Here is a 24,750-nt window from a genome sequence, read left to right on the forward strand (position 1 = left end):
GCACCCTCGCGGGGTGCGGGCCCGTCAAGCAGTCACCGCCGGCCGGCGCCGGTCACCGGTCGCCGGTGCCGGGGCGCCGTCGGATGCTCACGCGCTGAGGCGCTCCCGCGCCAGGCGGGCGGTCTCGGACGGGGTCTTGCCGACCTTCACGCCCGCGGCCTCCAGGGCCTCCTTCTTGGCCTGCGCGGTGCCGGAGGAGCCGGAGACGATGGCGCCGGCGTGGCCCATGGTCTTGCCCTCCGGGGCGGTGAAGCCCGCGACGTAGCCGACGACCGGCTTGGTCACGTTCTCCTTGATGAAGTCCGCCGCGCGCTCCTCCGCGTCGCCGCCGATCTCACCGATCATGACGATCAGGTCGGTGTCCGGGTCGGCCTCGAACGCCTTGAGGGCGTCGATGTGCGTGGTGCCGATGACCGGGTCGCCGCCGATGCCGACGCAGGTGGAGAAGCCGATGTCCCGCAGCTCGTACATCATCTGGTACGTCAGCGTGCCCGACTTGGAGACCAGGCCGATGCGGCCGCTGTTGGTGATGTCGGACGGGATGATGCCGGCGTTCGACTGGCCGGGGGTGATCAGACCCGGGCAGTTCGGGCCGACGATCCGCGTCCTGTTGCCCTTCTGGGAGGCGTAGTCCCAGAAGTAGGCGGTGTCGTGGACGGCGATGCCCTCGGTGATCACGACGGCCAGGCCGATGCCCGCGTCGACCGCCTCGACGACGGCGTCCTTGGCGAACTTCGGCGGGACGAAGATGACGGTGACGTCCGCACCGGTCTTCTCCATCGCCTCCTTGACGCCGCCGAAGACCGGCACCTCGGTGCCGTCGAAGTCGACGTTCGTGCCCGCCTTGCGCGGGTTCACGCCGCCGACGATGGTGGTGCCCGAAGCCAGCATCCGCTTGGTGTGCTTCTGGCCCTCCGAGCCGGTCATCCCTTGGACGATGACCTTGCTCTCCTTGGTGAGGAAGATAGCCATGGTGTTGTCGGTGTCCTCGTTCGGTCTCGTCCGGGCTTACTTGGCGGCCAGCTCGGCGGCCTTGTCGGCCGCGCCGTCCATGGTGTCGACCTGCTGCACCAGCGGGTGCGCCGCGTCGGTCAGGATCTTGCGGCCCAGCTCGGCGTTGTTGCCGTCGAGGCGCACGACCAGCGGCTTGTTGACGTCCTCGCCCTTGGACTTGAGCAGCTCCAGCGCCTGCACGATGCCGTTGGCGACCGCGTCACAGGCCGTGATGCCGCCGAAGACGTTCACGAAGACCGACTTGACGTCGGGGTCACCGAGGATGATCTCCAGGCCGTTCGCCATGATCTCGGCGGAGGCTCCGCCACCGATGTCGAGGAAGTTGGCCGGCTTGACGTCGTTGTGCGCCTCGCCCGCGTAGGCGACGACGTCGAGGGTGGACATGACCAGGCCCGCGCCGTTGCCGATGATGCCGACCTGACCGTCGAGCTTCACATAGTTGAGGCCCTTGGCCTTGGCCGCGGCCTCCAGCGGGTTGGCGGCGGCCTTGTCCTCCAGGGCCTCGTGGTCGGGCTGCCGGAAGTCGGCGTTGGCGTCCAGCGACACCTTGCCGTCCAGCGCGATGACCTTGCCGTCGCCCGTCTTGACCAGCGGGTTGACCTCGACGAGGAGGGCGTCCTCCTTGACGAACACGTCCCACAGCTTGATCAGCACCTGCGCGACCTGGTCGACCAGCTCGGCCGGGAACTTCGCCGCTTCGGCGATCTCGCGGGCCTTCGCCTCGGTGACGCCCTCGATGGCGTCCACCGGGATCTTGGCCAGCGCCTCCGGCTTGGTGGCGGCGACCTCCTCGATCTCCACGCCGCCCTCGACCGACGCCATGGCCAGGAAGGTGCGGTTGGTGCGGTCCAGCAGGAAGGAGACGTAGTACTCCTCCGCGATGTCCGCGGTCTGGGCCAGCATCACCTTGTGGACCGTGTGGCCCTTGATGTCCATGCCCAAAATCTGCCCGGCCTTCTCGACCGCGTCCGCCGGGTCCGAGGCCAGCTTGACGCCGCCCGCCTTGCCGCGACCGCCGGTCTTCACCTGCGCCTTGACGACCGCCCGGCCGCCGAGCCGCTCGGTCACCTCGCGCGCCGCCTCTGGTGTCTCGATGACTTCACCGGCCAGCACCGGTACGTCATGCTTGGCGAAGATGTCCCTCGCCTGGTACTCGAACAGGTCCACGCGCGTCCGTCCCCTTAATCAGTGGTCTCGCGGTCGTTGTCAGCGTGGGCGTGCCGCAGGGCCGCGGCGTCCACGGGTCGCGCGGCATGTCCGCCTTGCAGGTTAGCTCTGCGTGCGTGCGCTGCCTAAATCGCACCTCACACATACGCGGTGACAACGGTCACAGCACGGGGGTCGCCCTGTGCGGGCGCGGCTGCCCCGTTGTTCCGGTGCGCCACCCCGTTGTGCCGGTGAGGGGATGCCCCTGCCCCAAGCTCACGGACTGCGGGCGGGTGCGTCGTGCCTGACCGCGCAGTCCCCCACGGCCCCTCACGGGGTGCCTGTCCCCTGCCGAGCCCGAGAGGTCGCCGCCGGAGTCGCAGGTCCGGCAAGCACGCCCCCGTCCGGGGCACGCGAGGCGCTCCGGGCAGGGCCTAGTCCGGCACCGGCAGGGGGCGCTTCTCGATCGCCGCCGCCATCACCTCCGGGAAGTGGTCGGGCGTGCAGGCGAAGGCGGGTGCGCCCAGTGCGGCGAGCGCCGCCGCGTGGTCCCTGTCGTAGGACGGCGCGCCCTCGTCGGAGAGGGCGAGCAGCGTGACGAACTGAACACCCGCCCCCTTCATCGCGGCCACCCGCTTCAGCATCTCCTGGCGTATCCCGCCCTCGTACAGGTCACTGATCAGCACGACCACCGTCTCCGTCGGCCGGCTGATCCGCGACTGGCAGTAGGCCAGCGCCCGGTTGATGTCCGTGCCGCCGCCGAGCTGGGTGCCGAACAGCACGTCCACCGGATCGTCCAGCTCGTCGGTCAGGTCCACGACACTCGTGTCGAACACGACGAGCCGCGTGTCCAGCGTGCGCATCGACGCCAGCACCGCACCGAAGACCGACGCGTAGACGACCGACGACGCCATCGAGCCGGACTGGTCGATGCACAGGATCACGTCCTTCTTGACCGACTGCGCGGCCCGCCCGTGACCGACCAGCCGCTCCGGGACGACCGTGCGGTACTCCGGCAGGTAGTTCTTGAGGTTCGCCCGGATGGTGCGGTCCCAGTCGATGTCCCGGTGCCGGGGGCGGTTGACCTTGGCCGAGCGGTCCAGCGCCCCCGTGAGCGTCGAACGCGTACGGGCTGCCAGCCGCTTCTCCAGCTCCGCCACGACCTTGCGGACCACCGCGCGGGCGGCCTCCCGGCTGGTCTCCGGCATCGCCTTGTTGAGCGACAGCAGCGTGCCCACCAGATGGACGTCCGGTTCGACGGCCTCCAGCATCTCCGGCTCCAGCAGCAGCGAGGACAGGCCCAGCCGGTCGATGGCGTCCCGCTGCATGACCTGCACCACGGAGCTGGGGAAGTAGGTACGGATGTCGCCCAGCCAGCGCGACACGTGCGGGGCGGACCCCCCGAGCCCACCGCTGCCGCCCGACCGGCCGCTTCCGCCGGGGCCGCTGCCGTGGCCGTCTGTGCCGGAGCCGCCGCCGTAGACGGCCTCCAGCGCGCGGTCCATGCCGCTGTCCGCGGCGCCCAGCGTGCAGCCGGTGCCGTCCGCCTCGCCGCCCCCGAGCACCATGCGCCAGCGCCGCAGCCGTTCCGGCTCCGGCGTGCCGGCAGACGCCCCTGCCTCGTCCTGACGTCCCGTCATGTCTGCGCCTCCTCTCTCATGTCCGTGCCGCTCGCCCGCCTCACGCAACTGCTCCGCTCCCGCTCGCACCGCGGTCTCTCGGACCGCACCGGACGTCCGGGTTCACACCGCCCCGGCGGACCGGGTGGACCGGCTCGTCCGGACGGGTCCGGTGGCGCCGGTGGTACCAGTGGCGCTGGTGGCGCTGGTGGCGCCGGTTGCCTCGCCGGTCCTGTCCGTCCCGGTGCTCCCGCCGGATCTGGAAGAGCCGGTGGACCCACCGGCCCTGTCCGTCTCGGCGGCCCTGGTAGTCCCGGTGATTCCGGCGGCCCTGTCAGCCCCGGTGGCCCCAGTGGTCCCGCCGGTTCTGGTGGCCTCGGTCGTCCCGGTGGGCTCGATGGCCCCGGAGGCCCCTTTGCCACCGGCGATCCCGGTGGCGCTGGTGGTGCCGGTGAGCAGCAGCCGTACCGTTTGCAGTGCGGCGTCGGCCCGCTCCGTGTCGAGGCCGGGGCCGAATCCGGGCAGCCCCTCCCCGGGGTCCGACACCCCCGCGACGCGCTCTTCCGTCCCTCCGCGCCGCACCAGCTCGCCCACGGTCCGCCGCACGCCCGCCTCGAACTCGGCGAAGGTTCTGCGCAGCAGCGGCAGCACGTCCGTGAACGCCTCCCCGGGAACGTCCGTCAGCCATCCGTCCACCAGCCTCAACAGCCGCTCGTCGTGGGCGAGGAGCATCCCGCCGCCCGCGAGGAAACCCTCGATCCAGGCGGCCGCCTCACCGGGCGGCGTACCCGGCGAGAGGGCGAGGCTCATCAGCCGCTCCGCCTCCTCGTCCGGCAACTGGCCGTCGTCGAGCAGCAGTCGGGCGCACCGTCCGCGCAGCAGTCCGGGTATCCGGTCGCGCTCGGCGAGCGTGCGCAGCACCCCCCGCCACCTGTCCAGCAGGCCGGGGCCGACGCCGGAGGGCTGCCCGGCGCGGGTCAGCAGGTGTACCGCCTGGTGCGCCGCGTCGAGGTGGCCCCTCATGTCGTGGGCGGCGTCGCCGTCGAGCCCGGCGCAGGCGGGCGGGAGTCCGACGCACACGCGCTCCGCCATGCCCCCGGCCACCTCGGCGAGGGCTCCGGCGTCGGTGCCCCGCACATCCCCGTAGCGGAGGCTCCGCACCAGGGCGGGGAGCGCCTGTGCGAGGTGACCGACGTCGGCCTCCAGCGCGGCGCGGTCCGTCAGCACCCGCATCACCACGGGCAGCGCGTCGGGCAGGTCGGCCAGCAGGCAGAGCTCGGCCGACGCCGTCACGTCCGCGAGCGTGGCCGCTCCGTCGCCCGGGTCCGTGGCCCGGGCGCGGGCCTTGGCCGTAGCCGCCTCGTACACGGTCGTGCCCCAGGTGCCGGCCTCGGCCACCCGCACGGACAGCTCCGGTTCCCAGCGCACCTGCCACGTCTCGCGGAACGTTCCGGTGCTACCGGTGCGGGAGTGTGCGGGGACGCCCCAGTCGACGCCGAGCAGACGCAGCCGGTGCAACAGGCGGCTGCGGGCAGCGTCGGTGTCCTTGCGCAGGTCGAGGTCGAGGTCGCGCTCGGTGGCGGACGGCTTGAGCCGGACGGCTCGCTGCCGGCGCTCCAGGTCGCGTTGGAGGGGGACGGCCGGTGCGTCTGCGGGCACCTCGCCCAGGACGTCGCCGACCACCAGCCGGTCCCGTATCAGCCCCAGCGGCACGTCCGAACCCTCGCACAGCACGGCCCGTACCGCGTCGGTCGTCTCGGTCAGCCCGGCCAGGGGGCGGCCCCGGACGACCGCCAGAGTCTCCGCCAGCCGTACCGCCTCGATCACATGCGCGGACGAGACGGAGTAGTCCTCCTCCCGCAGCAGCCGGGCCACCTTCGTCATCCACCGTTCGACCGGCCGGTCCGGCGCCGAGAACAGATGGCTGTACCAGCCGGGCGAGTCGATCCCCGCGCCGTATCCGGACCGGCGAGCCAGGCGGCGGTGCGTCCAGGGCACCCAGGTGATCTCCGCCTTCACCTTCGGCAGCCCCCTGAGCAGCCGACGGTCGGCGGTCGCCGTCGTCCGCTCGGCGAGTGCGGGCAGGTGCCAGGCGCCGCAGACGACGGCCACCGCCGCCTCGCCGAACTCCTTGACCGCCGCTCGCAGTTGCAGCCGCATGTGGGCCTCACGGATCAGGTCCCGGCGGTGGCCGCCGTCCCCGTGCACCGCCCGCACCTCCGCCATGGCCTCCCCCAGGGCGGCGAACGGCACATAGGGGTCGGAGGCGTCGTCTCGGCCGGAAGGGTCGACCGGCCCGGAGGCGCCTTCGGCGCCGAGGGCGGCCTCGGGACCGGAGGCGTCAGGACCGGAGGCGTCGACGGCGCCGGGTGGCGTGGTGGTGGCGCCGGGCGACCGTCGGCGCGGCCGGTCGCTCCGCCGGTGTTCCACGGCGTCCTCCCACCACCGTTCCGGGTCGTCGTACCCGGCAGCCTCGGCGAGAGCTGCCAGCGGATCGAGGCGCACATCCTGCCGATCCGCGCCCGACGGCGGCGCGACGGAAGGCCCCGCCGCCGGGACGTCCGGCACCTGGCCGGGTGCGTCGTCCCCGGCGGCTCCACCCCCGTGGGGGCCGCCAGGGACCGTCTCTTCTCCCCCTTGTCCTGCTTCCCCTGCTCCCTCTGGTCCCTCTGGTCCCTCCGGCTGCGGCTCGTCGTCCGCGTCGGTCATCGCGAGGGTGTGGGCCGCGGGCAGGTCGATGAAGCGCACCGGGACCCCGCGCCGCACGGCCCAACGGATGGCCACCCATTCCGGCGAGAACTCCGCCAGCGGCCAGAACGCCGCCTTCCCCGGTTCGTCGGCGGCATGCGCCAGCAGCGCCACCGGCGGCACCATCGTCTCGGCCGCCGCCAGTCGGGCCACCGTGTCCCCCTCCGGTGGGCCCTCTATCAGAACGACGCGCGGCCGGTAGGTCTCCAGCGTGGCCTGGACCGCACGGGCCGAGCCCGGACCGTGATGCCGCACCCCGAGCAGCAGGGGTCCGGGCACACCCCGCCCTGCCCGCGCGTCCTTCTGCCTGGTGACCGTCGTAGCGGCGGCGTCCGCCTCGTGCGCACCTGTCATGCGGACACCTCTCGGCAGGCGCGGTAGAAGTCCTTCCAGCCGTCGCGTTCGCGGACGACCGCTTCGAGGTACTCCTGCCACACCACCTGGTCCGACGCCGGGTCGCGGACGACGGCGCCCAGGATGCCGGCGGCCACGTCACCGGCGCGCAGGACGCCGTCACCGAAGTGTGCGGCCAGCGCAAGCCCGCCCGTGACGACGGAGATCGCCTCGGCGGTGGAGAGCGTGCCCGAGGGTGACTTCACCTTCGTACGGCCGTCCTCGGTGACGCCGTCGCGCAGCTCGCGGAAGACGGTGACCACCCGGCGGATCTCGTCGTATCCCTCGGGGGCGGGCGGCAGTTCCAGGGAGCGGCCGAGCTGCCCCACACGGCGCGCCACGATCTCCACCTCGGCCTCGGCCGTCTCAGGGAGCGGCAGGACCACCGTGTTGAAGCGGCGGCGCAGGGCGCTGGAGAGCTCGTTGACCCCCCTGTCCCGGTCGTTGGCCGTCGCGATCAGGTTGAACCCGCTGACCGCCTGCACCTCCTGCCCCAGCTCGGGGATCGGCAAGGTCTTCTCGGACAGGACGGTGATCAGCGTGTCCTGCACGTCGGCGGGGATACGCGTCAGCTCCTCGACCCGCGCCGTCATGCCCTCGGCCATCGCCCGCATCACCGGACTGGGGACCAGCGCCTCCCGGCTGGGGCCTTGGGCGAGCAACTGCGCGTAGTTCCAGCCGTAGCGGATCGCCTCCTCCGCCGTGCCGGCCGTGCCCTGGACCAGCAGCGTGGAGTCTCCGCTGACGGCTGCGGCCAGGTGTTCGGACACCCATGTCTTGGCCGTGCCCGGGACGCCGAGCAGCAGCAGCGCCCGGTCGGTGGCCAGCGTGGAGACCGCGACCTCGACGATGCGGCGCGGGCCCACGTACTTCGGTGTGACGACCGTGCCTCCCGGCAGCTCGCCGCCGAGGAGATAGGTGGCGACGGCCCACGGCGACAGCCGCCACCGGGCGGGCCGCGGCCTGTCGTCGACCTCGGCGAGGGCCGCCAGCTCGTCCGCGAACGCGTCCTCGGCGTGGGGCCGCAGCACGGCTTGTTCCGCGTGATGGCTCTCGATCACAACTCCCCCTCGACGCAGGGCTCGGGTACGGAAATCGACTTCGGAACACGGCAGAAAAAGGCATGGGGCGGCCAACGGCGAAGTCCGCGCCGCAGCGCTTCGACCGCTCCGTGAACCACTGTGCATCCCGCCACTGACAATCGGCCCCGAGGCAGCTTCCACCTGCGACGACGAGGAGTTGAGGGGGCGTTGTCAGTGCCGGCGCCTACCGTTTTCTGCATGGGTGGACAGGCGGTCCGCTGGACGGCGGAGCAGGTAGGGGCGTTGGCACCTGATGAGGCGTCACGTCGCGCGGGGAGCAAGCTCGCGGTGCCCGGTTCCTGGACGGAAGCGGGGTCGGACGGCAACGCGGTCTGGGGGCTGTGCAAGGGCAGTGGCAAGAAGCCGTATCAGACGGTGGTGGACCTGAACGGGGGCCGTGGTCCGGGCTACAGGTGCTCCTGCCCGAGCCGCAAGTTCCCCTGCAAGCACGCGGTCGCTCTGCTCCTGCTTCGGGCGGAGGACGAGACGGCCGTCGCCGACGGGTGCGCACCACCCGAGTGGGCCGAGGAGTGGCTGAGCGGCCGCAGGCGACGGGCGGGCCTGGCGAGGTCGGCGAGCCGGGACGGGAGCGACGGGTACGCCTCGGGCGAGGAAGGCGGTGGGAGTGGGGACGCCTCCGGCGACAGGGGAACGAGGGGGCGTGCCTCCGACGCGGCGGACCCCTCCGGCGCACCCGGTGAGGGGGACGGCACGGGCAGTTCACCGGCCCGCTCCCGCGCGGAGTCCGCCCGCCGTCGCGCCGCTCGACGCGCGGCCCGGATCTCCGCCGGCACCGAGGAGTTGGAGCAGCGGCTGGCGGACCTGCTGCGCGGCGGACTCGCGTCCGCCGGGCAGACCGGGTACGCGCCGTGGGAGGAGATGGCGGCCCGCATGGTCGACTCCCAGGCTCCCGGGCTCGCCGCACGGGTACGGGAGCTCGGCGCCGTGGCCGGATCCGGGGAGGGCTGGCCGGGGAGGCTGCTGGCCGAGTGCGCACTGCTGCATCTGCTCGCCCGAGGCTGGACAGGGCTCGACACGCTGCCCGAACCGCTGGCGGAGACGGTACGGACACGGGTGGGGCTGACGCTGGAGACGTCGGAACTCCTGGCGGAGCAACAGGCATTGATACGGGACGAGTGGCTGGTCCTCACCCAGCACGACATAGAAGAGGGCCGCCTGACGGCTCGCCGCATCTGGCTGCACGGCCGGCACACGGGGCGGCACGCGGTGCTGCTCTCCTTCGGAGCAGGCGGACGGGCGCCCGAGCTCGCGCTTCCGGTGGGCGCGGTACTGGACGCCGAGCTGGCCTACTACCCCGGGGGCAGTCCGCTGCGGGCCGCCCTCGGTGAGCGTCACGGAACACCGCAGCCGGGTTTTCTGCCGCCCGGCGGCAGCATTCCGGACGCCCTGGCGGCCCACGCCCGCGCACTCCGCGGCGACCCGTGGCTGGAGAGCTGGCCGTACGTGCTGCGGGAAGTGGTTCCGGTGCCGCCGCCGGAGGAGGAGGCATCCGCGAGGCGTCCCGTCGGCCCCCGGCCGGCCACGGACTGGCAACTCGCCTCCGCGACGGACGAGCTCGCCCTCCCCGTCGCCCCCGGCACCAGTACGGCGCCCCTGTGGAGACTGCTGGCCATGTCCGCCGACGGCCCCCTCACCGTCTTCGGCGAATGCGGCCACCGCGGCTTCACCCCCCGTGCGGCGTGGAGCGCGGGCACGCTCATCACCCTGTGAGTGGCCGACCCCCGCACGGCAGGTCAAGCGGCCTGCCGGGCAGGGGCCGAGCAGCCAACTCGACCGTCGTCCCGCCTGCATCACCTCCCCGACGCGCGCCGAAAGCACCACGGGTACCCGGGCGCAGGCCCGGGCACCGGATGCGGCCACTGGCAGGTACGGGCACCAGGAGCCGGGCGGGGCACCGCCGACCAGCTCGGACGGCAGGCAACCGCACGCGGCAGCAGCGGACAGGCAGCCGTCAGCAGAGAGAGGGGGCAGGCCCAGCCGTCAACGACAACGGGCAGCGGCGGCGGGCAGCGGGCAGCGGCAGGGAAGGGCAGGTGCAGCCGGATTGGCGGCAGCAAGTCGGCGGGGGGGGAGGGCAGGTGCAGCCGACGGCAAGTGGGGGCGCAGCAGGCGGCGGGCAGTCGTCAGTTGGGAGAGGGACGCCGCCGTCAACAGCGGTAGCGGGCAGGGGGCAAGTGCAGCCGACAGCGGCGGCGGGCGACAGCAGCCGCCGCTCGGCAGAGACAACAGCAGCAGGGAGGGAGTGGGCCCAGCCCTCAACGGCGGCAGCAAGCGGCGGCCGTCGGCAGCGGTACCAGACGGAAGCGGCAGCAGCGGCAGTGGACGGGAGCTGACTGAGATGTCGGTGGCGACGAGGGAAACGTGTTCGAGGTCAGGAAGGGAGACGGAACCGACGACACCCGCACCAGCGACGACAGCAACGCCGACAACAGCGCCGACGCCAACGCCCACCGCAGCGGCGACAACAACCGCAGCGGCCGCTGCAACAGGAGGAGAGGCCGCTGCAACAGGAGGGGCCACCACAACGGGAGGGGGAGCACAGGTGGAGGACGGACCGACGGCGCTGGTCACCGGTGACGAGGGCCGGGACCCGGGACGTGGCGGGGACGCCCCGGGCGGTGAGGCGTGGGGCGAACTGGTTGCCGCCGCGCTGTTGGGCGCGGAGCGACGGCGACCACCGGGCGGAAGCGTGACGGCTCTGCTGGACGCGGCGGCCGCCGCCACCGTACGTCGTCGGGCCGGCGCGCAGCCTGCCGTGCCCCGGTCCCGGCCGCGGCCCGCACCGGACGATCCGCGCGTGCCCCTGTCCACCGCAGTCGAGCGGCGACTGGCTGCACTGCTCGCGGACCGGGCGGGCGGCGGCGGGAACCCGGTGGGCGCGGGCAACGGGCGCCGCGGTGCGGGGCCCGACCTGGCCGAGCTGTTGCCGCAGTGGCTCGCGGAGGCCAATGCGCTCGGCTACCGTGCGCCCGCCCATCTGCTGCCCGCCCTGCTGGACGCGGCCCGGGCGCGCACCGATCTGCGGGCCGGGACACTGGCGTTCGCCGGGCCGCGGGCCCTGTGGCTGGCGCGGCACAACGCGGACTGGAAGTTCGCCCTGCGGGACGGGGCTCGGCGGCAGGTACCGGAGGCGGAGCCCGAGGCAGCCGAGCGGCTGTGGCAGGAGGGGCTGTTCGCCGAGCGGGTGGCGCTCTTGTCGACGTTGCGGCGCAGAGACCCCGCGGCGGGGCTCGCGCTCCTGGCCTCCACGTGGCAGACCGAACGCGCAGAGGACCGGCTGATGTTCCTGGACTCGCTGCGCCAGGGGCTGGACGCCTCGGACGAGCCGTTCCTGGAGAGGGCGTTGACGGACCGGAGCCGCACCGTGCGGGCGACGGCGGCCGAACTGCTGGTGGCACTGCCCGGTTCCGCACTGGCGGCGCGGATGGCGGAGCGGGCGCGTGCCTGTGTCTCGCTGGACCGGGTGGGCGGTGGCGGCATCGTGGTCGAGGCGCCGCACGAGTGCGATGCCGGCATGCAGCGGGACGGCGTGGTGGCCAAGCCGCCGACCGGCCGGGGGGAACGGGCGTGGTGGCTGTCGCAGTTGGTGGAGGCGACGCCGTTGGACGTATGGCCGGAGCGGCTGGGCGGGCTGTCCCCCGAACGGATCGCCGCACTGCCGGTCGCCGACAACTGGCGCGACGACCTGCACGCGGCCTGGTGCGGGGCTGCTGTCCGGCAGCGGAACGCCGAGTGGGCGCGCGCGCTGATCGGGGAGCCCACCGAGCCGTTCGCGGAGGGGCCCGGCGATCCGGCGAAGCTGCTGTCGGTGCTGCCCGAGGAGGAGCGGGGCGCATGGGCGGCCCGCTTCATCGCCGCCCACGGGTTGTCGGAGGCCTTCCGCATCCTGGGCGTGTGCGGGATGCCGTGGACCTTGCCGCTGGGGCGGGCGGTGGTGGACGCGCTGGAGATCGCCCGGGAGGCGGGGAGCTACCCGTGGAGCTTCAGCGGGGTGATGGGACTGGCCGAACGCTGCCTCGACCCTGTCGACGCCGAGCGGCTCGCCCCGCTCGCCGCCGTCCCCGACGAGCGGGAGGGGGAGTCGCCGGGGGCCGGCGCCTACTGGGCGGAGTCGTTCCAACGGCTCGTCAGCACACTGCGGCTCCGCGCGACGATGCTTGCGGAGCTGCACGGCGCGGAGTGACCGGAACCGCAGGGCGCCACCGGATCGGAACCAGCGCCCCACCGGTACGGGAGGTCAGGCGGCCACGGGCCCCACGTGGGTACGGATCCACTCGACGATCTCGTTCGTGGTGGAGCCCGGGGTGAAGATCGCGGCGACGCCCTGCTCCTTCAGCAGCGGGATGTCGTCCTCGGGGATGATCCCGCCGCCGAACACCTTGATGTCGGCGGCGTCCCGCTCACGCAGCAGTTCCAGCACGCGTGCGAAGAGGGTGTTGTGGGCGCCGGAGAGGATGGAGAGCCCGACGGCGTCGGCGTCCTCCTGGATGGCGGTGTCGACGATCTGCTCCGGCGTCTGGTGCAGACCCGTGTAGACGACCTCCATGCCGGCGTCGCGCAGGGCGCGGGCGATGACCTTGGCACCCCGGTCGTGGCCGTCGAGGCCCGGTTTGGCGACGACCACGCGGATGGGACCGGACACAACCATCACTGCCTCCTGTTGGACGACCTCCACGACCTCCCGGCCGGGTGGGGCCTCGGGGGTGTGAACGCACGTTATCCCCAGCATCCCGCAGCCGTCCGTTCCGCGCTCGGAAGCGAGGGAGAAATCACACGCCGGGCCGTCTCGCCCCCGTCGCTTCGGATTCCGGTTGACTGAGGCGTTTCTGCCCGTGTCCGTGCGGAGTTGAGAACGGGGAGAAGAGACGGAAGGGGGCCGAGCGGGGCCCGGCACGGAGAGCGGAAAAGCCGTCCAGCTTTTCGAACAGATTTCGAACTCACCGTCTACTACCCGCCCGTAGTCCGCCGAAAGACGTCCGATTGCCCTTTTCCTGCGCCGCTGAAACCCCCCGAAGATTGTCGCCGTCGCATACCGCCGGGTACAGTCGCGGCACTGCTCCGCCCCTGTCGCCGAGGCGAAAGAGAAGTTGGTGGTGAACGACCGTCATCCGTCGGGAGTCCCGAGTCCCGACGACTCCGGTTCCGGCTTCTCGTACGAGCCCTACGGCGGCGACTACGGACAGTCGGCCTACGGCGCGTACGGTGCGTCCGCCTACACGGCCGACGCGCACGGCGGGTACTCCCCCGACGCCTACGGCGCCCCCACCGGCTCGTGGACCGGCTACGGCGACGACGACCCCCTCTTCGGCTCCCTGCCCGGAACCGACACGGGCACCTACCCGAGCGGCAACTGGCAGGCCGCCCCCGACCCCTCGGCCGCCTACGGCTGGGACGCCCACGGTTACGACGGCCGGCCTGCGGGAAGCGCCGGTGTCCCGGGCGCACCCGCTTCCGAGTACCCCGATCTCGGCTACCCCGTGGCCGACGCCGGGACCGTGACCGGGACGGGCCAGTGGTCGTTCGGCGTGCCGGAAGGCACCCACGACGGCATCCAGAACGGCGTGCAGGACGTCTTGCACGACGGCATGCAGCAGGAAACCGTCGCCTGGGACACTGCTCCCGCGTGGGACACGCCGTCCTGGAACGGCGGCGAGTGGGGCACCACCGGGTGGGACGCCACGAACTGGGGCGCGGACGCCTGGGAGACGGGCACCTGGGACACCGACACGGCGAGCCACGGCGCGGCGTACGAGTACGGGTACGACGCGTACGGCGGCTCGGAGGGTTACGGCTACGGCCATGACCAGCACCCGCAGCAGTACCGGGTCCCGGAGCAGGGCCACCCCCTGGACGAGCAGCCGGACCTGGCCCCGGGTCCCGATCAGGAACAGGTGCCGGGACAGCAGCACGGGCAGGAGGGGCCGGGGGCGCTCGACGTCACCGCGCAGTGGGACGCCCGGTGGGGAGCCGACCCGACCGACCCCGGTCCGGAAGCGGGACCGCACGCGGGCGCGGGCCTGGAGCCTGATGACGACCTGGAGCCTGATGCGGATCCGGAGCCGGACCCGGCGCCCGTGGCCCTCGGCGCGGTCGGCGGCCCCCATGGGCGGGGGCGGCGCCGCTCGCCCAAGCCCCGCCCCCGGCGCCGGGCGCTGATCACCGTGGCGGTGCCGTCCGTCGCCGTCATGGGTGTGGCGGGTGCCGCCGCGGCCAGCGTGATGGGCGACGACAGCGGCAAGGACAGCAGCACGACCGTCGCGGCTCCCGACGCGGCGCCGGTGAAGCCGTCGAGCGCCAACAGCAAGCTCGACACCCAGCTCGCCGGGCTGTCGGCCGACGCCGACGACTTCGCCGACCGCGCCAGCCGTACCCAGGAACGCATCGACCTCAAGCAGCGCCAGGTGGCCGAGAAGGAGCGCAAGGCCAAGGAGGCGGCGCGTAAAGAGGCGATGCGCCCCAAGTTCGTCCTTCCGGTCAAGGACCACACGCTCAGTGCCCACTTCGGGCAGGCGGGCGTCAACTGGATGTCGGTCCACACCGGCATCGATTTCCCCGTCAGCTACGGCACTCCGGTGTCGGCCGCCACCGACGGCACGGTCTCCACGCAGTACGACACGTCGTACGGCAACATGGCCATCGTGACCGCCAAGGACGGCACCGAGACCTGGTACTGCCACCTGAGCAGCAACAAGGTCCGCTCGGGGCACGTCAAGGCCGGTGACGTGATCGCCTACTCGGGCAGCTCCGGCAACTCCACGGGTCCGCACCTGCACTTCGAGGTCCGCCCGGGCGGCGGCTCGGCGGTGGACCCGATCCCGTGGCTCCAGGACAAGGGCCTCCACATCAGCTGACTGCTCGTCCCCGACCACCCGGCCGCGGCGGACCGCCCGGCTGAGCAGCAACCGGGCGGGAGCCGAGCAGGCGGACGCCCGCCCCGGCAAGGCCCCCGGGGCGGGCGCTACAGCTTCTCGACCGGCGCGTACCGCAGCAGCAGCCGCTTGGGCTTCTCGCCGCCGAAGTCGATGGTGGCTTCGGCGTTGTCGCCGCTCCCCTTGACCGCCTGCACCGTGCCCAGGCCGAAGCTGTCGTGAGTGACGCGGTCGCCGACCTGGAGGGAGACGACCGGCCGGTCGCCCGTGCGCCGGGTGGCGAAGCCCGAGGGGCCGCCCCGTCGGGACGAGGCACCGGCGGACGAGGAGAGGGAGGCGGCGATGCTCGACGGCGCCCCGGCGGGGCCGCTGCCGGCACCGGTCCGCTTCCAGTCGAGGAACTCGCCCGGGATCTCCTCCAGGAAGCGGGAGGGCGGGTTGTAGGAGGGCTGGCCCCAGGCGCTGCGCATGGCGGCGCGGGTGAGGTAGAGCCGTTCCTGGGCGCGGGTGATGCCCACGTAGGCGAGCCGCCGCTCCTCCTCCAGCTCCTTGGTCTGGCCGAGGGCGCGCATGTGCGGGAAGACGCCGTCCTCCATGCCGGTCAGGAAGACGACGGGGAATTCCAGGCCCTTGGCGGTGTGCAGGGTCATCAGCGTGACGACGCCCTCGTCCTCGCCCTCTTCGGGGATCTGGTCGGAGTCGGCGACGAGTGCGACCTGTTCGAGGAAGTCGGCCAGCGTGCCGCCGGACTCCTCCTCACCGCGTTCCTGCTCGAACTCCAGGGCGACGGCGGCGAGTTCCTGGAGGTTCTCGATCCGGGTCTCGTCCTGCGGGTCGGTGGAGGACTGGAGTTCGGCCAGGTAGCCCGTCTGCTCCAGGACGGCCTCCAGCACGGTCGCCGGCCCGGCGCCGGACTCGACGACGGTGCGCAGCTCCTCCATCAGCACGTTGAAGCGTTTGACGGCGTTCGCGGAGCGGGCCGCCATGCCGTACGCCTCGTCGACGCGGGCCAGCGCCTGCGGGAAGGTGATCTTCTCGCGGAGCGCCAGTGCCTCGATCATGGCTTCGGCGCGCTCGCCGATGCCGCGCTTGGGCACGTTGAGGATGCGGCGCAGCGGCACCGCGTCCTCCGGGTTGGCCAGGACGCGCAGGTAGGCCAGTATGTCGCGGACCTCGCGGCGCTCGTAGAAGCGCACGCCGCCGACGACCTTGTAGGGCAGTCCGACGCGGATGAAGATCTCTTCGAAGACGCGGGACTGCGCGTTGGTGCGGTAGAAGACGGCGATGTCTCCGGCGCGGACCTTCTCCGGGGCCGGCTCGCCCTCCGCCGCCTCCCCGTCCGCGAGGCGGTCGATCTCCTCGGCGACGAACTGGGCCTCGTCGTGCTCGGTGTCGGCGACGTACCCGGTGATGCGGGGACCCGTGCCCGCCCTGGTCCACAGGTTCTTGGGGCGGCGGTCGGCGTTGCGCTCGATGACGGCGTTCGCGGCGGACAGGATCGTCTGCGTGGAACGGTAGTTCTGCTCCAGCAGGATCGTCGTCGCGTCCGGGTAGTCCTCCTCGAACTGGAGGATGTTGCGGATGGTGGCGCCGCGGAAGGCGTAGATCGACTGGTCGGCGTCGCCGACGACACACAGCTCGGCCTGGTCCTCCGCCGGGCCCACGAGCTCGCGCACGAGCTGGTACTGGGCGTGGTTGGTGTCCTGGTACTCGTCGACGAGGACGTGGCGGAAGCGGCGGCGGTAGTGCTCGGCGACGTCGGGGAACGCCTGGAGCAGGTGGACCGTCGTCATGATCAGGTCGTCGAAGTCCAGCGCATTGGCCTCGCGCAGCCGCGCCTGGTACATCGTGTACGCCTCGGCGAGGGTCTTCTCGAAGTCTCCCCCGGACTCCTCCCCCGGCCTTCGGCCGGGCGGTGCCCCCAGGGAGGTACCCCCGGCGGCCTGGCGCTGGAAGTCCTCCTCGTCGATCAGCTCGTTCTTGAGGTTGGAGACCTTCGCGCTGAACGCCTTGGGCGGGAAACGCTTGGGGTCCAGGTCCAGGTCGCGGCAGACCAGGGCCATCAGGCGCTTGGAGTCGGCCGCGTCGTAGATCGAGAACGACGAGGTGAAGCCCAGCTTCTTGCTCTCACGCCGCAGGATGCGCACACACGCGCTGTGGAAGGTGGACACCCACATCGACTGGGCACGCGGCCCCATCAGTTCGGCGACGCGCTCCTTCATCTCGCCGGCCGCCTTGTTGGTGAAGGTGATGGCGAGGATCTGCCCCGGATGGACGTTCCGCGCACCCAGCAGGTACGCGATGCGGTGCGTGAGCACCCGGGTCTTGCCCGAGCCGGCACCCGCGACGATGAGCAGCGGGGAGCCCGCGTGCAGCACGGCGTCCCGCTGCTGCTCGTTCATCCCCTCCAGCAGCGCGGCGGGGTCGACGACGGAGCGGGGGGCGCCGTCCCGGTGGTACGCGTCACGTCCCGCGCCCACGGCGGCGCCCGGGCCCGCGCCCCGGCCCGTGAAGGTGCCCTGGAAGAGATCGTCCGGGATCTCTTCCTCCGGGCCCCGGTGGGCCGGACCGTCAGGGTCCTCGGGCGGCGGGGGCGCGTCCGCCTCGGGGCTCGTGCCGTCGAGGTCCGCCAGGAAGCTGTCGTCGAAGAGGCTGCTCATCGTCGTACGAGTCTAGGACGCCGCACCGACACGCTTCACGCCCTTGGGGAAACCCGTCCCCGGCCCGGGCCCGCAGCGGGCCGCGCGCACCGGGACGGGCTCACACCCACAGGACGGCGATGAAGATGTTCACCGTCGTCAGCAGCCCGACGGCGCCGAACAGCGGGGCGCTCACGCGCTCGTCGTCGCGCTTCACATAGGTGATGCCGAGGACGACGACGAGCAGGGCGAGCTTCACCCCCATCTTGATGTTGTTCACCGGGCTGTCGTCGGCCTGGTGCAGGCCGATCATGGCGACGCCGGTGACCAGCATGGTCAAAGCCCCGTGGAGCATCCCGGGCACGATCCGGGCCTCACCCTTGCCCATCGCCTTCATCTGCGTGAAGAAGCCGCCCAGGAGGGCGGCGATGCCGATGATGTGCAGGCCGACGAAGACATTGATGAGTACGTCCATGCCGGGGAGCGTATCCGGGCGTTTCCGGCGCCTTTAGCACACCCCCACCTTCGCCGTCGAGGCCGACACGGCGTCGGTCGGTTCCGGGCAGACGCCGTCCGGCAGGGTGCCGACAGGCGGGCGGGCGAGGACAGACGTGGACAGGCCCGCACCGGAAGAGATCAGTTGCGGGCATTCCCGTGCCCGGACGCCGTGGCCGCGCATAGCGTCCTCGCCAGGTGGCCGCGCCCCGCCGGTCGGCGCGGCCACCCCGACAGCGGGTCGCCGGGATAGCGCGGCCGTTGTGACGGCGGGACGTGGCGGCGGGCCCGGACGGGCCACGGGGCCGGGTGCGGCCCGGTCGTCGCCAGTGCGGCTCCGGGGCCGGTACCGGACAGCCACCGCTCCGCTCGGAGCAGGCCGGGCGTCAAAGCGGCGCTGACCGAGGTCGCCCGTACGGGCATCGTGTGACGCACCTATCAGCCTCTCGTCACCAGGATCACCCGCCCGGCGCCTGGACACCGGAAACACCGAGGACTCAGGTGAGGCACAATCCCCTTCCATCACATGGAAGTTGAGAGGCGGGGTGGCACAGTGGCCGTGGACACGGCTCAGGACGGCTCGAAGGACCCGGACGACGAGGACGGCCGCGGCGGCGCACGCGGCGGCGCGGACAGCCCGACGGGAACGGGCTCGCCCTCCGGCACGGGCTCGTCCTCGGACGCGGGCCCGGCCGCGGACGCGGGCCCGGCCGCGGACGCGGGCCCGGCCGCGGACGCGGGTTCCCCCTCCCATCGGCGCTCGGGCCCTCCCCCGGGTGCCGGACCGGCCCCTGACGCGCGCACGCGCCCGGGCGCCGGCGGCGCTTCCGAGACGGCCTCGCCCCCTCGCAAGCGGGCAGGCGCGACGGCCGGCCCGGACGACAAGGGGGCCGCTGCTCCCGGCGCGGGCTCCCCCTCCAGGAGCGGCCGTCCGCCAGGCGCGGGCGCCCCTTCTCCCGCTTCTCCCGGTTCTCCCGCGGATTCCCCCGCGGACAGCAGCCGCGCCGCCCGCGTGCCGGGCGCCCGCCCGAGTCCCACCGACACCCCCCGCACCGGCAGCCCCTCCGGCACAACCCCCAGCGGTACCCCCTCCGGCCGCGCCCGCTCCGGCACCCCCACCGACCCCACGCGTCCCGGCGGGCCCCCCAGTCCCGCCTCCCGCCCCGGGAGCCCCGCCGATCCCGCGCGCACCGGCCCCGGCACCCCCTCGGCCGCCCCACGCACCGGTGCTCCCTCCCGTCCCGGCCGCGTCGGTGACCGTCTGGACAGTCCGCTGCGGGCGCCCGCCGGTTCCGCCGCGGCGCCGTCGTCCCCCGCGAAGGCGTCGCCCGCTGCCGCGACGCCCCCGGCCGGTCCGACGCAGACACCGGCACCGTCACCGGCCGCCCCCGCACAGGCCCCGCCACCTCCCTCCGCCCCGCCCTCCCCCTCCGATCCGCACCCGGCCGGGACGTGGGCCGGTGCTCCGTGCCAGTGCGAGAACTGCCCGAGCAGCGCCCGCGAGGAGCACCGGAAGGCGGTGGCCGCCTTTGCACGGCAGCGGGACGAGCTGGCGGCGGGCGAGGGAGTGCCCGTCGGGCTGGCGCATTCGGCGGGCGCTTCCCGGCAGTGGATCTCCGACGAACTGACCCGGGCGGCGCGGGACGTCGCGGAGCGGGGGCGTGCGGAGGGCGAGGCGTGGGTGGCGCGGCTGTGGCGGCGCACCGTCGTCGCCGTGTGGGCGGCGGTCGGCGCGCTGCTGCTGGTGGAGCTGCTCACCGCAGTCGGGGCCGGCTGGTCGTCAGGGCGGACGGCCGGGCTGCTGGCGGCACTCGTCTCGGCCGCGCTGCTGACGGCCGCCGCGTGGCTGCACCGGGCGCGCGGCGGTGTGCTGGCCCCTCTCGTCGGTGAGGACAACCGGCTGTCGACCTCGCGTGCGGTGGCCGCGGCGTGGGTGCTGCTGTCCGTCTTCGCCGTCCTCGTGCTGGCCGTACAACTGGCCTCCTGCGACGGCCCCCGCGAGCGCGGCGCGCTGCTGGCGGGGCTCGGACTGGAACGCGGCGCCGGGGTGGTCACGGTGCTGGCACTCACCTGCGCGGTCGCCGTCGTGGTGCGCCGCGCGGTGACCGTACGGGTGCAGGGCAGGCGGCTGCAGAAGGTGCCTTCGAACCGCCCGCGCGCGGCGGACCTGCTCACGGACGACGCGGGCCGCGGTGCGTTCTCCGATGTGCAGTACGTGCTGATCAGCGCGGTGGCGCTGGTGTTCTCGGGGGTGCGGCTGGCCCGGCAGCCCGCCCAGCTTCCCGACCTGCCCTGGGGGCTGGCGCTGCTGGTCGTCGTCTCGACGGCGACGTATCTGGCGGGCAAGTACGCCGAGGGCACCCGCCCGGTGGTGCTGTCGGTCGTCCGCGCACGCGAGATGGGTGATCTGCACGCCCCGATCCGCACGGGGGACGACATCGAGATCCGCGGAGCGGGTTTCGTGCCCGTCGGTGCCACCGCGCCCGACCGGCTCTCCCGCGTGGTCGTCCGCATCGGCACCGTCCACGTCCACGCCCCGCTCATCCCGGTGCGCGGCGGCTTCGCGAGCCCCGCCGACACGGCGCTGACCGTGCCGGTCCCGGTGGAGGTCGAGCCGGGACGGGTGGAGGTCCAGGTGGTGACGGCGGGAGGTGTCGAGACGAACCGGTACCCGATCGACGTGGTGGAGTGAGCCGCTCCGCCGGGGACCGGCCGCGCCTTCCCGCCCGCCGCCCGTTCACTCGTACATGACGTACTCGGGCTTCGGGTCCAGGGCCAGTACCTCGCTCGGCTTCATCAGGCTGCTGCTGCCCTCGGTGTCCTCCTCGTAAAAGAGCTTGAAGCCGGTGTGCACGCCCTTGGGCAGGTCCTCGACCAGCTTCTTCCAGGTGGCCCGTTTCAGGTCCGCCGAGCCGATCCCGTCCGCGCTCTTGATCAGGACGACGCCGGGGGTGGGGCGCAGCGCCTTCTCGTCCGAGACGACGGAGGGGGCGACCTGGTGGAAGACCAGCGGCTTCTGCGGCAGTCCGTGGTCGCGCACGAGACCCGAGAGGTAGGACGCCACGTCCGCTATCTCGCCGCCGCTGGTGTGGCCGTACTTCTTGCCCGGCACCTCGGCCGGACCCATGTCCCACTCGGGGTCCAGGGCTATCCCGACGTCCGGGTGGACGAGCCAGTCGCGCAGTGCCTTGACCTCGTCGAGCGCCTTCGCGCGGCCCGGCTGGATGTTGAGCAGCAGCAGCGCCTTGTGCTTGCGGGCCGCGTCGTGGAAGCGGTCGACGGTGTCCGAGGACGTCCGCGTGCGGTACTTGCCGTCCGGCCCGGCGCCCTCGCTGGCGACCACGGCGAGGAGTTCCAGCACCGGAAGGGGCTCACGCCCGTCGGCGTAGGGGCGGCTCTTCTTCTCGATCTCCTGCGCCCTCTGGTCGAGGTCGCCGGTGCCCAGCCGTCCGAGTGCGGTGGCCTTGGGGAGCCCGCAGTAGCCGACGAGACGGTACCGGGGGAACAGCTCCGTGCCTCCGCGGGGAAGCTCCTTTTGCCGAGTGGCCTTGCCCGCCCCGGACGACTGTCCGGGGGACGGTGACCGGGAGGCGCTCCGGGACGGCGACCTGGTGTGGCCGCCCGTGCCGTTGTCCTTGCCGGAGACGGGCTGCGAGGACGAGTCGCTGCCGCCGCACGCCGCGCTGACAAGGCCGAGCCCGGCCGCGGCGGACGCCGCCAGCACGTACCGGCGGCTCGACGGCCGCTCCGACGGCCCCGTCCCGCCTGCGCTCCGCCCGTCGTACCCGCCGTGCCCGTCGCCCTCGCCGCTGCGCCCGTGTCCGGGGCGGCTTCCGCTCGGCTGTCCGGGGCCGCTTCCGTTCCGCGCTCCGCGCGACACATCTCCTCCGTCCGACGTCCGGCTGGTGCTTGCTGACACCCCCGCACCGAGCGCCTGTCCCGGTCACCGCCGAGCGAAACGGGTCACTCTGCTTCGGGCCCAGGTCACATCCGGGTGCGGGCGCGGGCGCATCGACACAGCCGGTCGGCGTGGGAAGAATCGCCCCCGCACGTACCGGAACACGTCCACGGAAGGCGGGAGCGCGCTGATGTCTGTGACCGGACCGACGGGCGGCGAGGACGGCGAGGACGCCAGGACGGTCAACGCGTTCCACGGGCCGGTGGCCGGGGCACCGGTCAGCGCGAGAGGGCTCGCCTCGCGGTACGCGCTGCTGCCGCTGCGGCTCTTCCTGGGCATCACCTTCCTGTACGCGGGCATCGACAAGCTGACCGACGGCTCCTTCCTGAACAGCAGCGGCCACGGGTCGTTCGCCGGAACGCTGCGGGCCGTGCACGACTCCGCCGCGGCGCCGTGGATGGTGGAGCTCGCGCAGCACAGCCCGCAGGGGTTCGGCACGGCGATCGCCGCGGTGGAGATCGCCGTGGGGGCCGGCACGCTGTGCGGACTGTGGGCACGCGTGGCGGCGGCCGGCGGTGCGTTGCTTTCCCTCTGCCTGTGGCTGACGGTCAGTTGGGCGAGCGAGCCGTACTACTACGGCAACGATCTGCCGTACCTGATGGCCTGGTTGCCCTTGGTGATGGCCGGGGCGCCGATGTTCTCGCTGGACGCACTGCGGGCGCTACGGCGCCGGCGCCGGGGGCGGCACATCTTCGGGTAGCCTCCACAGGCTCTCCCTGCGGACCGCCCCCGAGGTCACTCGCTCGTCTCCCGGCGCCGCATCAGCGCCCGCCGTACCAGGAAGGTCGCCAGCGCGGTGCAGCCGGCCAGTACCAGCGCGACGGGCAGGGCCACGAGCATCGCCCAGAAGGGCATGGTCACTTCTCCCGCCGCGTCCAGCAGGTGGAGCACCGCCATGACGATCATGGCGAGGCCGAGCAGCAGCCGGGAGGGCTCGAAGCGGTGCCTCATCGGGTCGTCCCCTCTCGTTCGGTCTGCTCGTGCGGCGGCGACGGTGCGGACGGAGGAGGAGCGGAGGAGCCGGGCGTCGGGGCCGCCGGATCGGTTGCCGCGCCGCCGGACGGACCGCCCTGCCGGTCGGAGCGCTCGCCGGAGGGAAGCTCCCGTACGACCTCGACGCTGCCGAGGCCGACGCTCAGGTCGAGCCGGACCGTCCCCGCGGGGTCCGCTCCGTCGAAGGGGCGCAGCGTCATGCTGCGGGTCGTGCCCAGGCCGCCAGAGCTGTCGAAGACGGCCTCCCCGTCGCCGTCCACGGACCGGGGGAACCGCGTCGCCCCCGCCCCCACGTCCGCCTTCACCTCGACGACCGCGTCCTCGGGGACGACCACCTTGAGTTGCCCGGCCCCGACCCGGACCTCGCTGCGCACGCGCTGGCCGCCCTTCAACCGTGTCTCGCGCAGGTCGAGTTCGCCCGAGCCGCTGCCGAGCGCGTAGCGGGGCTTGACCTCCTGCACACCGGCCGGCGCCCAGTGGGTCTCCCGGAAGTGTGCCGAGATGTCGCGGGGCAGCGCGGCGGCGCCGGCCAGCAGCCCGGCCGTCAGGACCAGACAGAAGAGGGTGCCGGGACCCATCCGGCCGACGAACGCGCTGACGCCCAGGCCGAGGCCGAACACCGCCAGCGCACAGCTCAGCCCGATCACGAGTGTGGTGGCCAGCGGCCGGGTGTCCCAGGAGACGGCGGCGGTGGTGCCGCCCACCAGCAGCGCCGCCAGGAAGGTGAGCCCGCCGAGCGAGCCGCTGCCCGAGGCCGCCGGGGTGCCCGCGCCGCCCGGCCGTGCGGGCGGGCGGCCCGCCTGCGGGCCCTGCGGCCCGGCGTACGCGCTGGGGGGCGTCCAGGGCCGCTCGTGCGCGCTGGGCGGCGCCGCGTACGGCAACGCCTCGTGCGGTCCCCACAGGTAGCCGGTGGCTGCGCCCGCCCTGCCCCACGGGCTGCCGTGCACCGGGTCCGCCTGTCCCCCGTCCTTGGTGAGCGGCTCGCGCCACCAGGAGGCGGGCGCCGGGACGGGAGGGGCCTGTGCCTCGGGGGGCGCGTCGGCCACCGCATGCGCCGTCGTCGGATCGACCTGCGCGCCGGCCGCCTCGGCCCGCTTGCGGTGCTGCGACCAGTACGCCGCCCCCGCCACCGCACCGATCAGCAGGACGGAGAAGGGCACACTGCGGCTGCCCAGAGAGGCGAGGAAGAGGCCGCAGCCGACGAGTGCCACCAGGATCGCGGAGAGCGAGGCGCCCTCGACGCGGCCCGACAGCAGGCGCCGCCCCTCGTTCTGCGTCTCTCCCTCGGCCGGGATGAGCAGCCAGGCGAACCCGTAGAAGATGAGGCCGAACCCGCCGACCACCGACAGCACGACCAGCGGTACCCGGAAGAGCACCGGGTCGAGGTCGAAGTACCGGCCCAGGCCCCCGCACACCCCGCCCGCGATCTTGTGGGTACGGCTGCGCCGAAGCTGCCGGCCCTTCGCGGCGTGCGGCGGCGCATTGTGCGCCCCCCACGAAGGAGCCTCGCCCTCCGCGGCGTCACGCCCCTGCGAGGTCCCGCGCTTGTGCGAGGCCCCGTCCGCGGAGGCGGCGCTCGCGGAGGCGGAGCCTCCAGGGTCCCCGTGCGGCGTGCGGTCCGCGCCCTGGGCGCGTTCCGGGCGCTGCTCGTCCTCACTCATACGCCTATGGTGGCGCCCCCGTCGCGGTCGGGCATCGGGGCCCCACCCGGAGCGATCCCTGAGATCTCGCGGCGGCCCGGCGCGTACGGCGCCCGGACCGCCTCGGGGGAGC

The 24,750-nt window shown here is 73.4% G+C and carries 16 protein-coding genes; 5 read left to right on the forward strand and 11 right to left on the reverse strand.

Going from position 1 to position 24,750, the window contains the following annotated elements; all coding sequences use genetic code 11:
- Nucleotides 1–87: 87 nt before the first annotated feature.
- The 5 genes from sucD to H297_RS0104160 form a co-directional block, all read right to left on the reverse strand.
- A complete protein-coding gene (gene sucD, locus H297_RS0104140; RefSeq protein WP_027736017.1) occupies nucleotides 88–972 on the reverse strand; it encodes a succinate--CoA ligase subunit alpha in 885 nt (294 codons plus the stop codon).
- A 36-nt stretch (nucleotides 973–1,008) separates the two neighbouring features.
- Complete coding sequence (sucC, locus tag H297_RS0104145; RefSeq protein ID WP_027736018.1) at nucleotides 1,009–2,181, reverse strand: ADP-forming succinate--CoA ligase subunit beta; 1,173 nt, start codon at nucleotides 2,179–2,181, stop codon at nucleotides 1,009–1,011.
- A gap of 413 nt (nucleotides 2,182–2,594) precedes the next feature.
- Complete coding sequence (locus tag H297_RS0104150; RefSeq protein ID WP_027736019.1) at nucleotides 2,595–3,800, reverse strand: VWA domain-containing protein; 1,206 nt, start codon at nucleotides 3,798–3,800, stop codon at nucleotides 2,595–2,597.
- 102 nt (nucleotides 3,801–3,902) lie between these two features.
- Complete coding sequence (locus H297_RS34390; RefSeq protein ID WP_486589390.1) at nucleotides 3,903–6,881, reverse strand: DUF5682 family protein; 2,979 nt, start codon at nucleotides 6,879–6,881, stop codon at nucleotides 3,903–3,905.
- On the reverse strand, nucleotides 6,878–7,981 hold the full coding sequence (locus tag H297_RS0104160) for an ATP-binding protein (protein WP_027736020.1): 1,104 nt from the start codon (nucleotides 7,979–7,981) through the stop codon (nucleotides 6,878–6,880). Before H297_RS0104160 ends, H297_RS34390 begins: the two co-directional genes overlap by 4 nt.
- Before the next feature lie 219 nt (nucleotides 7,982–8,200).
- Here H297_RS0104160 and H297_RS34395 point away from each other — a divergent pair, with 219 nt between their 5' ends.
- Nucleotides 8,201–9,733, forward strand: coding sequence for an SWIM zinc finger family protein (locus H297_RS34395; RefSeq protein WP_037792584.1), 1,533 nt, complete (start codon nucleotides 8,201–8,203; stop codon nucleotides 9,731–9,733).
- Between the two features lie 832 nt (nucleotides 9,734–10,565).
- Nucleotides 10,566–12,206 (forward strand): DUF5691 domain-containing protein, encoded by a 1,641-nt coding sequence (locus H297_RS0104170; protein WP_486589391.1) that lies wholly within the window; start codon nucleotides 10,566–10,568, stop codon nucleotides 12,204–12,206.
- 54 nt (nucleotides 12,207–12,260) lie between these two features.
- On the opposite strand, the gene icmB is transcribed toward H297_RS0104170, so the two are convergent.
- Nucleotides 12,261–12,671, reverse strand: coding sequence for a coenzyme B12-dependent isobutyryl CoA mutase small subunit (gene icmB / locus H297_RS0104175; protein ID WP_027736022.1), 411 nt, complete (start codon nucleotides 12,669–12,671; stop codon nucleotides 12,261–12,263).
- Nucleotides 12,672–13,116: 445 nt separating this feature from the next.
- Between icmB and H297_RS0104180 the strand changes: the two genes are divergently transcribed.
- The gene (locus H297_RS0104180) at nucleotides 13,117–14,874 is read left to right on the forward strand and encodes a M23 family metallopeptidase (RefSeq protein WP_051351468.1); all 1,758 of its coding nucleotides are present in this window, start codon (nucleotides 13,117–13,119) and stop codon (nucleotides 14,872–14,874) included.
- A gap of 107 nt (nucleotides 14,875–14,981) precedes the next feature.
- On the opposite strand, the gene pcrA is transcribed toward H297_RS0104180, so the two are convergent.
- Nucleotides 14,982–17,552, reverse strand: a complete 2,571-nt coding sequence (gene pcrA, locus H297_RS0104185; protein ID WP_027736024.1) for a DNA helicase PcrA — start codon at nucleotides 17,550–17,552, stop codon at nucleotides 14,982–14,984.
- Between the two features lie 100 nt (nucleotides 17,553–17,652).
- Nucleotides 17,653–18,006 (reverse strand): hypothetical protein, encoded by a 354-nt coding sequence (locus H297_RS0104190; protein ID WP_027736025.1) that lies wholly within the window; start codon nucleotides 18,004–18,006, stop codon nucleotides 17,653–17,655.
- A gap of 1,539 nt (nucleotides 18,007–19,545) precedes the next feature.
- On the opposite strand from H297_RS0104190, the gene H297_RS0104200 reads away from it, so the two are divergent.
- Nucleotides 19,546–20,718 (forward strand): hypothetical protein, encoded by a 1,173-nt coding sequence (locus H297_RS0104200; RefSeq protein ID WP_027736026.1) that lies wholly within the window; start codon nucleotides 19,546–19,548, stop codon nucleotides 20,716–20,718.
- A gap of 45 nt (nucleotides 20,719–20,763) precedes the next feature.
- Here the strand turns inward: H297_RS0104200 and H297_RS0104205 are convergent, their stop codons facing one another.
- Nucleotides 20,764–21,906, reverse strand: coding sequence for a hypothetical protein (locus H297_RS0104205; RefSeq protein ID WP_486589392.1), 1,143 nt, complete (start codon nucleotides 21,904–21,906; stop codon nucleotides 20,764–20,766).
- A 208-nt stretch (nucleotides 21,907–22,114) separates the two neighbouring features.
- On the opposite strand from H297_RS0104205, the gene H297_RS0104210 reads away from it, so the two are divergent.
- A complete protein-coding gene (locus tag H297_RS0104210) occupies nucleotides 22,115–22,684 on the forward strand; it encodes a DoxX family protein (protein WP_051351469.1) in 570 nt (189 codons plus the stop codon).
- A 35-nt stretch (nucleotides 22,685–22,719) separates the two neighbouring features.
- Here H297_RS0104210 and H297_RS0104215 read toward each other — a convergent pair whose 3' ends face one another.
- Nucleotides 22,720–22,935 carry a hypothetical protein gene (locus tag H297_RS0104215; RefSeq protein WP_027736029.1) on the reverse strand — a complete coding sequence of 72 codons (216 nt, stop codon included), beginning with the start codon at nucleotides 22,933–22,935 and terminating at the stop codon, nucleotides 22,720–22,722.
- Nucleotides 22,932–24,638 (reverse strand): PspC domain-containing protein, encoded by a 1,707-nt coding sequence (locus H297_RS34400; RefSeq protein WP_051351470.1) that lies wholly within the window; start codon nucleotides 24,636–24,638, stop codon nucleotides 22,932–22,934. Before H297_RS34400 ends, H297_RS0104215 begins: the two co-directional genes overlap by 4 nt.
- Between the last annotated feature and the right edge of the window lie 112 nt (nucleotides 24,639–24,750).

The organism is Streptomyces sp. CNT360, from assembly GCF_000424785.1.

Bases quoted from the DNA above. Each gene is read 5' to 3' on its own strand.
- sucD (WP_027736017.1), bottom strand. From the start codon at position 972: ATGGCTATCTTCCTCACCAAGGAGAGCAAGGTCATCGTCCAAGGGATG.
- H297_RS0104150 (WP_027736019.1), bottom strand. From the start codon at position 3,800: ATGACGGGACGTCAGGACGAGGCAGGGGCGTCTGCCGGCACGCCGGAG.
- H297_RS34390 (WP_486589390.1), bottom strand. From the start codon at position 6,881: ATGACAGGTGCGCACGAGGCGGACGCCGCCGCTACGACGGTCACCAGG.
- H297_RS34395 (WP_037792584.1), top strand. From the start codon at position 8,201: ATGGGTGGACAGGCGGTCCGCTGGACGGCGGAGCAGGTAGGGGCGTTG.
- icmB (WP_027736022.1), bottom strand. From the start codon at position 12,671: ATGGTTGTGTCCGGTCCCATCCGCGTGGTCGTCGCCAAACCGGGCCTC.
- pcrA (WP_027736024.1), bottom strand. From the start codon at position 17,552: ATGAGCAGCCTCTTCGACGACAGCTTCCTGGCGGACCTCGACGGCACG.
- H297_RS0104190 (WP_027736025.1), bottom strand. From the start codon at position 18,006: ATGGACGTACTCATCAATGTCTTCGTCGGCCTGCACATCATCGGCATC.
- H297_RS0104210 (WP_051351469.1), top strand. From the start codon at position 22,115: ATGTCTGTGACCGGACCGACGGGCGGCGAGGACGGCGAGGACGCCAGG.
- H297_RS0104215 (WP_027736029.1), bottom strand. From the start codon at position 22,935: ATGAGGCACCGCTTCGAGCCCTCCCGGCTGCTGCTCGGCCTCGCCATG.
- H297_RS34400 (WP_051351470.1), bottom strand. From the start codon at position 24,638: ATGAGTGAGGACGAGCAGCGCCCGGAACGCGCCCAGGGCGCGGACCGC.